Here is a 12,448-nt window from a genome sequence, read left to right as displayed (position 1 = left end):
AAAATATATAGAGATAAAAAGAGAGGGGTCTTCTATTTTGGGAGCAGAGTTTTTAGTAGGCAGGTCCGGGAGTGGAAAAACGAAGCTGATCATCGACAGCATTCAGGATGAACTGCGCCGGGCTCCATTCGGGAAACCGATCATTTTTCTAGTCCCGGATCAAATGACGTTTTTAATGGAATACGAGCTTGCTAAAACGCCTGATATGGGCGGAATGATACGTGCTCAAGTGTTCAGTTTTTCACGATTGGCCTGGCGCGTTCTCCAGCATACGGGAGGAATGAGCAGGCCGTTTCTTACGAGCACAGGCGTACAGATGCTCCTGCGGAAGCTCATTGAGGAGCATAAACAGGAGTTTAAAGTCTATCAAAAAGCGAGTGACAAAAGCGGGTTTACCGCACAGGTAGAGCGCATGCTGACAGAGTTTAAGCGTTACTGTCTGGAACCGGAAGATATCCGCCGGATGGCGGAAAGCGGAACGGCTTCCGAGTATCGCGGGGAACGTGTTTTATCTGAAAAGCTTCATGACTTATCGATTCTGTATCAGCAGATGGAAAAAAGCCTTTCAGACCAATATCTTCACTCTGAGGATTATTTGACATTGCTGTCAGAGCATATCCCGCTTGCGGAAGATATAAAAGGCGCGCATATCTATGTGGACGGCTTTTATCAGTTTACACCGCAGGAATTCAGGGTGTTGGAGCAGCTTATGGTTCATGCAGAGCATATCACGTTTTCGCTGACAGCGGACAAGCCGTCATATGAGCGGGAGCCGCATGAACTGGAATTGTTCAGAATGACGGGAAAAGCCTATTACCGCCTTCATCAGAAGGCGAAGGAACTGAATCTGGACATCACCTATAAAGAGCTAAACGGAACTGAGCGGCATACGCAGGCGCCGGAACTGGCGCATCTAGAGGCGCAGTATGAAGCGCGTCCGTCTGTCCCGTACGGAGAAAAACAAGAGGCCTTAACTGTGATGCAGGCCGCAAATAGACGAGCTGAGCTGGAAGGCATCGTCCGGGAAATTCACGCGCTTGTCAGAGAGAAGGGCTATCGCTATAAAGATGTAGCGATTCTTGCGCGCCAGACGGAAGACTATAAGGATATGGTGAAGGAAGTTTTCGCTGATTACGAGATTCCTTATTTCATTGACGGAAAAGCATCTATGCTGAACCATCCGTTAATCGAATTTATCCGGTCGAGCATTGATGTTCTGAAAGGGAATTGGCGTTATGAAGCGGTGTTTCGCTGCGTGAAAACCGAACTGCTATTCCCGCTTAACGAACCGAAGGCGAAGGTGAGAGAACAGGTCGATCAGCTTGAAAATTACTGTATCGCCTACGGTATTAAAGGCGACCGCTGGACAAAGGGCGACCGTTTCCACTACAGACGTTTTGTATCATTGGATGATGATTTTGCGCAGACCGATCAGGAAATCGAAATGGAAAACATGCTGAATGACACACGCGACTGGATTGTTCCGCCGCTTTTTCAGCTCCAGAAACGAATGAAAAAAGCTAAGACAGTTCAGGAGAGGGCGGAGGCGCTCTACCGTTATTTAGAGGAGACAGATGTGCCGCTGAAGCTGGATCAGGAGAGACAGCGCGCTGAGGAAGACGGCAGAATCATTGAAGCGCAGCAGCATCAGCAGGCGTGGGATGCAGTCATCCAGCTGCTTGAGGAGTTTGTTGAAATGATGGGGGATGATGAGATTTCTCTAGATTTGTTTCAGCAAATGATGGAAGCCGGCGCGGAGTCGCTCACATTTTCTCTTATTCCGCCTGCGCTTGACCAGGTGTTTGTCGGCAATATGGATTTATCCAGAATGTATGGCACCGCTTGCACCTTTGTGCTGGGGGCAAACGACGGCGTTCTGCCGGCGCGCCCTGATGAAAACGGGGTGCTGTCGGACGATGACCGGGAATGGCTGAAAACCATAGGAATTGAACTTTCCTCAGGCGGGCGGGAGCGTCTGCTTGATGAGCATTTCCTCATCTATATGGCGTTTTCCAGTCCGTCTGACCGGCTTTATGTGTCGTATCCGATTGCTGATGCGGAAGGAAAAACGCTTTTGCCGTCGATTGTCATTAAGCGGCTGGAAGAGCTGTTTCCGCAGCATAAGGAGCGCCTATTGACAAATGAACCTGAGCAGGTCAGCGATGAGGAACAGCTTAAGTATGTCGTCAATAAAAGCGTGGCACAGTCCTTTACCGCAAGCCAGCTCAGATTATGGACTCGGGAATACGACATCAGCGACGTTTGGTGGAGCACGTACAATGTGCTAATGAGTGAGCCGGACAGGCTGCAATCGAAAAAGCTGTTCTCAAGCCTGTTTTTCCGGAATGAAGTGAAGCAGCTTGATCGCGGCGTGTCGAGACAGCTCTATGGCGAACGCATTCAGGGCAGTGTATCGAGAATGGAAAGCTTTAACGCGTGCCCATTCTCCCATTTTGCGTCACACGGGCTTCATCTGAAGGAACGGCAATTTTTCAAACTCGAAGCACCGGATATCGGCCAGCTGTTTCATTCCAGCTTAAAGCTGATTTCAGACCGGCTGCGTGAGCAAAAGCTTGATTGGCGCGATTTAACGAAGGAGCAGTGCGAGCTGTTTTCCTTTGATGCGGTAGAACGGCTGGCACCGAAACTGCAAAAGGAAATTTTGCTCAGCTCAAACCGGCATTATTATGTAAAGGAAAAGCTGCAAAAAATTGTGACCCGTGTGTCAGGCATTTTAAGCGAGCATGCGAAAGCGAGCGGATTCGTGCCGATCGGGCTTGAACTGGGCTTTGGGGGAAAAGGGCCCCTTCCGCCGCTGACCTTTACACTGAAAAACGGCTGCACGATGGAGCTCGTCGGGCGAATAGACCGTGTCGATAAAGCGGAAAGCTCAAAAGGCCTGCTCCTCAGGATTGTCGATTATAAATCAAGCGACAAAGGCCTTGACTTAGCGGAAGTATATTACGGACTGGCGCTGCAAATGCTGACGTACCTTGACTTATCAATTACACATTCAGCCGACTGGCTCGGAATGAGAGCGACGCCGGCCGGAGTGCTGTATTTCCATATTCATGACCCGATGATTCAATCTAATCTCCCGCTTGGGCTTGACGAGATTGAACAGGAGATCTTTAAGAAATTTAAAATGAAGGGCCTGCTCCTCGGCGATCAGGAAGCGGTTCGCCTCATGGATACGACCCTTCAAGAGGGACGGTCAAATATCATTAACGCCGGCTTGAAGAAAGACGGCTCTCTCAGGTCGGATTCAGCGGCAGTCGGCGAAAAGGAATTTGAGCTGTTGACGAAGCATGTGCGCCGCACCTTCCAAGAAGCAGGCGAACAAATCACCGACGGACGTGTATCGATTGAGCCGTATAAAATGAAGAACAAGACGCCGTGCACATACTGTTCGTTCAAATCAGTATGCCAATTTGATGAATCATTAGAAGAAAACGAGTATCGACCATTAAAGGCTGAAAAGGACAAGACGATACTTGAGTGGATAAAAAAGGAGGCGGATGGCAATGAACATTCCTAAACCGGCAGACAGCACATGGACAGATGACCAATGGAATGCCATTGTTTCAACCGGCCAGGATATTCTCGTGGCAGCGGCGGCGGGCTCCGGAAAAACCGCTGTGCTCGTTGAACGAATGATCCGGAAAATCACCGCGGAAGAAAACCCGATTGATGTAGACCGGCTTCTCGTTGTGACATTTACAAACGCCTCAGCGGCAGAGATGAAACACCGGATCGCGGATGCCTTGGAAAAAGAGCTTGTAAAACGCCCCGGATCACTGCATATCAGGCGCCAGCTGTCTCTTTTAAACCGGGCCAGCATTTCGACGCTTCATTCCTTTTGCCTGCAAGTGCTGAAGAAATATTACTACTTAATCGATCTTGATCCGGGCTTTCGGATGGCTGATCAGGCAGAAGGCGAGCTGCTTGGGGATGAGGTGCTGGACGAGCTGTTTGAAGACGAATACGCAAAGGGCGAGAAGGCGTTTTTTGAGCTTGTTGACCGCTACACGACAGACCGGCATGATCTGGATCTGCAATTTCTCGTCAAACAGGTGTACGAGTATTCCCGTTCCCACCCGAACCCGGAGGCATGGCTGGAGAGCTTTGTTCATTTGTATGATGTATCGGAAAAGAGCGCCATCGAAGAGCTTCCGTTTTATCAATATGTCAAAGAGGATATTGCGATGGTGCTTCACGGAGCGAAGGAAAAGCTCTTGCGCGCGCTTGAGCTGACAAAAGCGCCGGGCGGCCCCGCGCCGCGCGCTGACAATTTTCTTGATGATCTTGCGCAGATTGATGAACTGATTCAGCATCAGGGTGATTTCACTGAACTTTATAAACGGGTGCCCGCAGTCTCTTTTAAGCGCGCGAAAGCAGTAAAAGGGGACGAGTTTGATCCTGCGCTCCTTGAAGAAGCGACGGATTTGAGAAATAGCGCAAAAAAACTGCTTGAAAAGCTTAAAACCGATTACTTCACGAGAAGTCCTGAACAGCATTTGAAAAGCTTGGCCGACATGAAGCCTGTCATTGAAACGCTTGTACAGCTTGTCATCAGCTACGGAAAACGATTCGAAGCCGCGAAGCAGGAAAAATCAATCATTGATTTCTCTGATTTGGAGCATTACTGTTTATCCATTTTGACAGCAGAGAATGAAACAGGTAAACGCGAGCCGAGCGAGGCAGCAAGATTTTATCAGGAGCAGTTTCGCGAGGTGCTCGTTGATGAATACCAGGATACCAACCTCGTGCAGGAATCGATCCTGCAGCTCGTCACAAGCGGGCCGGAAGAGACAGGCAACCTGTTTATGGTAGGAGATGTCAAACAGTCAATTTATCGATTCAGGCTTGCTGAGCCGCTTCTTTTCCTCTCCAAATATAAACGATTTACAGAGAGCGGAGAAGGTACGGGACGGAAAATTGACTTGAATAAAAATTTCCGAAGCCGGACTGATATTTTAGACAGCACGAACTTTTTATTTAAACAGCTAATGGGCGGCAAAATCGGTGAGGTTGATTATGACGAGCAGGCTGAGCTGAAGCTTGGTGCGGCGTATCCGGACAATGATGAGACGAAAACGGAGCTGCTGCTGATCGACAACACAGAAGAGACGGATGCAGGTGAGGAAGCAGAAGAGCTGGAAACCGTGCAGTTCGAAGCGAAAGCGATCGCCAAGGAAATTCGCAAGCTGATTTCATCGCCATTTAAGGTGTATGACGGAAAAACGAAAACACACCGCAATATTCAATACCGCGATATCGTGATTTTGCTCCGTTCCATGCCGTGGGCGCCGCAAATCATGGAGGAGCTGAGAGCACAGGGCATACCGGTTTACGCCAATTTAACGTCAGGTTATTTTGAAGCGGTCGAAGTCGCCGTCGCGCTTTCTGTGCTGAAGGTGATCGATAACCCGTATCAGGATATACCGCTTGCCTCTGTGCTGCGTTCCCCGATTGTCGGGGCGGATGAAAACGAGCTGTCTTTGATCCGGCTTGAAAATACAAAAGCGCCGTACTATGAAGCGATGAAAGACTATTTGGCGGCGGGTGACCGTAACGACGAGCTTTATCAAAAGCTGCAAACTTTCTACGGACATCTGCAAAAATGGCGTTCGTTTTCGAAAAACCACTCAGTATCTGAGCTGATTTGGGAAGTGTACCGCGACACGAAATACATGGATTATGTCGGCGGGATGCCGGGCGGAAAACAGCGCCAGGCCAATTTGCGTGTTCTCTATGACCGGGCGCGCCAATATGAATCGACGGCATTTCGCGGCCTGTTCCGTTTCCTGCGGTTTATCGAACGCATGCAGGAGCGGGGCGATGATCTTGGAACGGCGCGAGCGCTCAGCGAGCAGGAGGATGTTGTCCGTTTAATGACGATCCACAGCAGCAAAGGGCTCGAATTTCCAGTCGTGTTCGCGGCGGGTCTCGGCCGGAACTTCAACATGATGGACTTGAACAAATCGTACCTGCTGGACAAGGAGCTTGGATTTGGCACGAAGTTTATCCATCCGCAAATGCGCATCAGCTACCCGACGCTTCCGCTCATCGCGATGAAGAAAAAAATGCGCAGAGAGCTGCTGTCAGAGGAATTGCGTGTTCTCTATGTCGCATTAACGAGGGCGAAAGAAAAACTGTTTCTGATTGGCTCGTGCAAGGATCATCAGAAACAGCTCGCAAAATGGCAGGCATCCGCGTCCCAACCTGACTGGCTTCTGCCCGAATTTGACCGCTACCAGGCGAAAACGTATTTAGATTTCATCGGGCCGGCTCTTGCCAGACACAGAGATTTGGAGAATTCAGCTGAAAACGGTGCGGCAGCGCATGCTGATATATCAGGACACCCGGCTCGTTTTGCCGTTCGAATGATTCATTCCTATGATTTGCTTGATGATGATTTGGAAGAAAGAATGGAAGAAAAAAGCGAGCGCCTAGAAGCGATCCGCAAAGGTGAACCAGTTCCCGGCTCGTTTGCATTTGATAAAAAAGCCCGCGAGCAGCTGAGTTGGACATACCCGCATCAAGAGGTCACACAAATTCGAACAAAGCAGTCGGTTTCTGAGATCAAGAGAAAAAGAGAGTACGAGGATGAATACAGCGGCAGGGCTCCCGTTAAACCGGCTGACGGAAGCATTCTGTACAGGCGCCCCGCTTTTATGATGAAACAGGGCCTGACAGCGGCGGAGAAAGGGACAGCCATGCATACGGTGATGCAGCATATCCCGCTGACACATGTGCTGACGATAGAAGAAGCGGAGCAGACGGTTCACAGGCTTTATGAAAAGGAGCTGCTCACTGAAGAACAAAAAGCCGCTATTGATATAGAAGAAATCGTGCGATTTTTCCATACGGAAATCGGCGGACAGCTGATCGGCGCTAAATGGAAGGACCGGGAAGTGCCATTTAGTTTAGCGCTTCCGGCAAAGGAAATCTATCCTGATGCACAGGAGGCGGATGAGCCGCTTTTGGTGCAGGGAATCATCGACTGTCTCTATGAAACTGAAAACGGCTTATATCTCTTGGACTATAAATCAGACCGGATTGAGGGCAAATTCCAGCACGGCTTTGAAGGAGCGGCCCCGATCTTGAAGAAACGATATGAAACGCAAATTCAGCTGTACACGAAGGCGGTTGAGCAAATTGCGAAAACAAAGGTAAAAGGATGTGCGCTTTATTTCTTTGACGGAGGGCACATACTGACATTATAGCGAGATCCGTAAGCTCCGCGATTTCAGACGGAGCGGATCTCGTTTTCTATACAAAAAAGAGAGGTGAAAGCATTTGCGGATTTTACATACGGCGGACTGGCATCTTGGAAAAACGCTTGAAGGAAGAAGCAGGCTGAGTGAACAGGCCGATGTGCTTGATGAATTGAATACGATTGTAAAAGAAGAGCAGGTCGATGCCATTGTCATGGCGGGGGACGCGTTTGACACCGTAAACCCGCCGGCTTTAGCCGAGCGGCTGTTTTATGAAAGCCTGTCTGCGCTCAGCGACAGGGGAAAGCGCCCGATCGCTGTCATTGCCGGAAACCACGATAATCCTGACCGTTTGTCCGCCGCTTCACCGCTGACACATGAAAACGGCATTTATTTAATCGGTTATCCGACAACAGAACCGCTTCATATTGAAGTGCCTTCAGCCGGGGAGCTTTTGGCTGTCGGAGCACTAGCGTACCCATCTGAAGCGCGGTTAAATGAAGTGCTTTCTGATACATTTGATGAAAAGCTGCTCCGTGATCATTATGATGTGAAAATCAGGCAGGCGTTTGAGCATATGACAAGCCGGTTCCGCAAAGACGCAGTGAAGATTGCCGCCAGCCATATTTATGTCGCAGGCGGAAACCAAACGGATTCAGAGCGGCCGATTGAAGTCGGCGGGGCTTATACGGTGGCCGCTGAAAGCCTGCCGGCTGATGCCGCTTACGTTGCGCTCGGCCATTTGCATCGGCCGCAAACGATCAAACGGGCGCGTACGCTTGCGCGTTATTCAGGATCTCCGCTCGCCTACAGCTTTTCTGAAGCGGGCTACGCCAAATCAGTGACAATCGTGGACGCGAAGCCGGGGGAAGAGGCCTCTTGGCATGAGGTTTTATTATCAAGCGGCAAGCCCCTTGTGAAGTGGAAAGCGGCAAATGGCTTAAGCGAGGTGTACAGCTGGCTGGATGAAGGCAGGGATCAGAATGCCTGGATTGACCTTGAAATCCGTGTGGCGGACCAGTTATCACTTGAAGAAATCCACAGACTGCGGAAGGCGCACCCGGGCTTTATCCATATCAGGCCGGTTTTTGAAGAACAGAACAAAGACCGGGAACAGATCGAGGTTAAGCATGTGTCGATCGAAGACCGTTTTAAGAAATTTTATGAAAAACAAACTGGCGGCGCGGTGCCGGATGAAGAAATGGTGAAGCTGTTTTTAGAGCTTGCATCAGGCGTTGAAGAGGAGGATGCGAAATGAAGCCGATCGTCTTAACTATAAAGGGGCTCCACAGCTTTAGAGAAGAGCAGACGATAGATTTTGAAGGCCTTTCAGGCGCCGGTGTTTTCGGCATTTTCGGCCCGACAGGAAGCGGTAAATCCTCTATCCTCGATGCAATGACGCTTGCTTTATACGGAAAGGTGGAGCGGGCCGCAAACAATACGCACGGAATTTTAAACCATGCGGAAGATACGCTGTCTGTTTCCTTTACCTTTGCGCTTCAGACGAATCATCAAATCTCTTACAAAGTCGAGCGTGTGTTTAAGAGAACGGATGAAATGAAGGTGAAAACGGCACTTTGCCGCTTCATCGAAATCAAAGACGAGCACACGGTGCTGGCTGATAAAGCCAGCGAAGTGAATAAAAGAGTCGAGGAGCTCTTGGGGCTGACGATCGACGACTTTACAAGAGCGGTGGTGCTGCCGCAAGGGAAATTTGCCGAATTTCTGTCTTTAAAAGGGGCGGAGCGCAGACATATGCTTCAGCGTTTATTTCATTTGGAGCAGTATGGAGACCGGCTCGTGAAAAAGCTGAGACGGCAAGCGCAGGAAGCCAATGCGAGAAAAAATGAAATGCTTGCTGAACAGTCCGGTCTAGGTGAGGCGAGCTCAGAAGCGGTTGAGCAGGCGGAAAAGGCTCTCGAACAAGCCGAAGCTCATCTGGAAGCAATGAGGAAGAATCGTGATCAGGCAAAAGAGCGGTTTACGGAGCACCAGGAGATTTGGAATGTTCAAAAGGAACAATCGGCTTATGAAGAAGAGAAAAAACGTCTCGAAGAGGAACAGCCGCACGTAGATAGCATGCAAAAACGCCTGCTGGAAGCAGAAACAGCCTCTGCTCTGAAGCCCTATGCGGACAGGTATGCAGAAGCGATCCAGCAAGAGGAGAAGGCTGCAAAGGAACAAATGCTTGCCCAAAAGGATTTAGCAGACCGGACAGCATACTATCATCAAAAACATGAAGAGTATGAAGCGTGGCGCCGGTATAAAAGCGAGAAAGAACCTAAGCTTTTAACCGAGCAGGAGCAGCTTTCCCGCTTGCAGGAGATTGAAATCAAACGAAGTGAGGCCAAGCAAGAGGAAGAACGCAAAAAGACTGAACTCCAGCAGAAAGAAGAGGCTCTTCAATCTGTCATGAATGAATTGGAGACTGTAACAGACCGTCTTTTACGAGGGCAAAACAGACAGACGGAACTGAAGCAGCAGCTCAAATCTCTGCAGGTGACATTAGATGAGCGAAAAAGCTGCCAGCAGGCCGCAGAGATGGCATTGCGCATCAGACAGACTGAGGAGCAAATCACGACAGAGAAAAAACGAAGTGATGCATTGAACCTCGTGCTGCAGAAGATGAATGAAGAGAAGAGTACACTCGATCAAAAGACAGGGGCGGAAGAAAACAATATCGTACAGGCATATGAGGCTGTACAAACCGTGTACCATTTGGTGTGTGAGACGGAACGGTCATTAGCGGGTATGACTGAGCAGGCTAAAAAGAGACAACAAACGCTTCACGCACAGCGTGAAAAAGCAAGAATGGCGTTGCTCACAAAAGAATTAGCCGAAAAACTGACCGCCGGAAAGCCTTGCCCGGTCTGCGGTTCAACGAATCATGATCCGTCTGCCTCAGTACATGAAACATATGAGCTCGACAGCAGTCTTGAAGAGAACATCAAACAGACAGATGTGTTATTGACGGAAGCGGCAGCTCTCAGCCAGGAGATTCTTTCAGCCAAAATCACACTTGAAGAACAGTCCGCACGGTTTATCGAACAGTGTCCGTTTTTGCAAACGATTCAAGCGCCGAACCTTGAAGCGGCAGCTTCTTACGAGAATCAGCCGGTGCATGAGGCATTCGATACTGCCAAAATTGAATGGAAACGAGTCAAACAGGATATTCTTTCTGTTAAAACACGAATGGCGCAAATGATTAGCGCTTATCAGGAGTCTTTAAAAAAGGCCGATCAGCTTAATGAAAAAATCGGTTTTGAAAAAAGAGAGGCTGACCGTATCGAAAGCATCATTACCGAGCTTCAGTCCTCGATGGACAGCCGCCTGAAAATGTTTAATGAAGCGTTTCAGGATCAGTCTGTGAATGAAGCGGAAAAATGGCAGCAAGCCATTGAAGAAAAGGACCGGGCTGCAGAAGAATGCGAAAAACGCATTGAGAAGAGCATCGCGTTTCTTGCTGAGCATGAAGCACAAAAGGAAAAGCTGCGGGAGTCGGGGCATCAGCTTGAACGTGAAAAGCTGGAGCTTCATTATGCGGCTGAACGCATCAAGAGTGTGATCGCGGATTATGAGCACGAACTCGGAGATTACGCAAAACGAGACTCGATCGAGATCAAACTTCGCTCTGTCCAACAGGATCTAAAGCAGTTAAAGGAAAAAGAGCAATCTCTATATGAAGAATTGCAAAGCGCCCAGATGAAGCTCAATCAGGCGAAAAGCCGCGCTTCAGCAAGCGAGCTGACGCTTCAAGAGGCGAAAGACAGATTGGAAAAAGCGGAAGCCGCTTGGCTCGAGCATGCGAAAAGCACCCGCTTTACCCGGGCTGAGGAGGTGGAGCGAAGTCTTATCCCAGCCGAAGAGCTTGACAAGATGAAAGCCGGCATCGACCAGTTTATGGATAAGCTGAAGCAGAATGCTGCAAACTTAAAACGGGTAGCAGAGATACTTGCCGGCCGAGCCTTATCAGAGAGCGAATGGAGCGCAACCGTTACGGCATTACAAGAAGCTGAGGACGCATTAGGCGCTGCTATAGAGGAAAAAGGCGCAGCATCGAAAGCGCTGGCCGTCATTCACGACCATCATAAACGGTTTAATGAAATTGAAGCTGAACTGAAAAAATGGCAGACGCATATTGACAGGCTGGACAAGCTGCAAGCTGTGTTTAAAGGCAATACCTTCGTTGAATTTTTAGCTGAGGAGCAGCTTGAAAGCGTTGCGCGGGACGCCTCAGCAAGACTTGGCATGCTGACGAGACAGCGCTATGCCATAGAAGTGGATTCAGAAGGCGGATTCGTGATGCGGGATGACGCGAATGGGGGCGTCAAACGCCCGGTATCCAGCTTATCTGGAGGAGAGACCTTCCTCACTTCGCTTTCTCTCGCTCTTGCGCTGTCCGCGCAGATCCAGCTTCGCGGGGAATACCCGCTGCAGTTCTTTTTCTTAGATGAAGGGTTCGGCACCCTTGATCAAGATCTGCTGGATACGGTTGTGACAGCCTTGGAAAAACTGCAGTCAGACAATCTGTCTGTCGGTGTCATCAGCCATGTGCAGGAACTGCGGGCACGGCTTCCGAAAAAGCTGATTGTCCATCCGGCTGAACCGAGCGGCCGCGGTACACGGATATCACTTGAGTTGATGTAAGAAGGGGGAAACGGATATGGCAAAGCAGACTGCCGGAATATGTGAGCTGTGCGGCCGGAGTGATGTCCAGCTGACAGAGCACCATCTCACACCGAAAGAGGAAGGTGGAACATTCCTGCCGACAGCCATGCTCTGTATTCCTTGCCATAAACAGATTCATGCCTTATATACCAATCAAGAGCTTGCGGTTCGCTTAAACGGAATAGATGAACTTAGAAGTGATCCGCAGCTTGCCCGGTTTGTCAAATGGATCAGAAAACAGCCATCTGAGAAGCTGATCAAAACAAAGAAATCGAATGAACGAAAAAAAAATGACTAAAAAGCAGCCCTCTCTTTGCAGAGCGGCTGCTTTTATCCATTTCCAACCATATCTTGATCGCTGACATCGGGGTCTATATAATTTGTCGCGTTGACTGCATTGTTTAATAGAAGGAAGTCTCCCGTGTTTCCTGCTCCCGAACCGAGCGCAGATTTTGAAGAGCTTTTCGGAGAAAGGTAAAAGGAATCACCAAAGTTTACGACTCCGCCCGATATCGAATTGATAGCTATAGGCCCGACAATTGCTGGCATAAACGACACCC

General features: G+C 49.4%; 6 protein-coding genes. 5 read left to right on the top strand and 1 reads right to left on the bottom strand.

Annotated features, from left to right (window positions below; genetic code table 11):
- Nucleotides 1-37: 37 nt before the first annotated feature.
- The 5 genes from addB to hlpB all read left to right on the top strand — a co-directional run bounded on the left by addB (nucleotide 38) and on the right by hlpB (nucleotide 12,186).
- Nucleotides 38-3,538, top strand: a complete 3,501-nt coding sequence (gene addB / locus V6D44_RS04175) for a helicase-exonuclease AddAB subunit AddB (protein WP_202328476.1) — start codon at nucleotides 38-40, stop codon at nucleotides 3,536-3,538.
- A complete protein-coding gene (gene addA, locus V6D44_RS04170; protein WP_333516283.1) occupies nucleotides 3,525-7,229 on the top strand; it encodes a helicase-exonuclease AddAB subunit AddA in 3,705 nt (1,234 codons plus the stop codon). Before addB ends, addA begins: the two co-directional genes overlap by 14 nt.
- 73 nt (nucleotides 7,230-7,302) lie before the next feature.
- Nucleotides 7,303-8,478: an exonuclease subunit SbcD gene (gene sbcD, locus V6D44_RS04165; RefSeq protein ID WP_087993645.1), complete on the top strand. Its 1,176-nt coding sequence runs from the start codon at nucleotides 7,303-7,305 to the stop codon at nucleotides 8,476-8,478.
- Nucleotides 8,475-11,867 (top strand): exonuclease subunit SbcC, encoded by a 3,393-nt coding sequence (gene sbcC, locus V6D44_RS04160; protein ID WP_333516282.1) that lies wholly within the window; start codon nucleotides 8,475-8,477, stop codon nucleotides 11,865-11,867. The genes sbcD and sbcC overlap by 4 nt, the downstream gene beginning before the upstream one ends.
- Before the next feature lie 16 nt (nucleotides 11,868-11,883).
- Nucleotides 11,884-12,186 carry an HNH nuclease-like protein HlpB gene (hlpB, locus tag V6D44_RS04155; protein WP_289346869.1) on the top strand — a complete coding sequence of 101 codons (303 nt, stop codon included), beginning with the start codon at nucleotides 11,884-11,886 and terminating at the stop codon, nucleotides 12,184-12,186.
- A gap of 32 nt (nucleotides 12,187-12,218) precedes the next feature.
- Here the strand turns inward: hlpB and V6D44_RS04150 are convergent, their stop codons facing one another.
- Nucleotides 12,219-12,437 carry a spore germination protein gene (locus tag V6D44_RS04150; protein WP_010333667.1) on the bottom strand — a complete coding sequence of 73 codons (219 nt, stop codon included), beginning with the start codon at nucleotides 12,435-12,437 and terminating at the stop codon, nucleotides 12,219-12,221.
- Between the last annotated feature and the right edge of the window lie 11 nt (nucleotides 12,438-12,448).

Source organism: Bacillus sp. 0209A, from assembly GCF_036765095.1.
In the GTDB taxonomy this organism is placed as follows: domain Bacteria; phylum Bacillota; class Bacilli; order Bacillales; family Bacillaceae; genus Bacillus; species Bacillus subtilis_G.
Note: the sequence above shows the minus strand (reverse complement) of the source record. Positions and strands in the feature narration are given on the sequence as shown.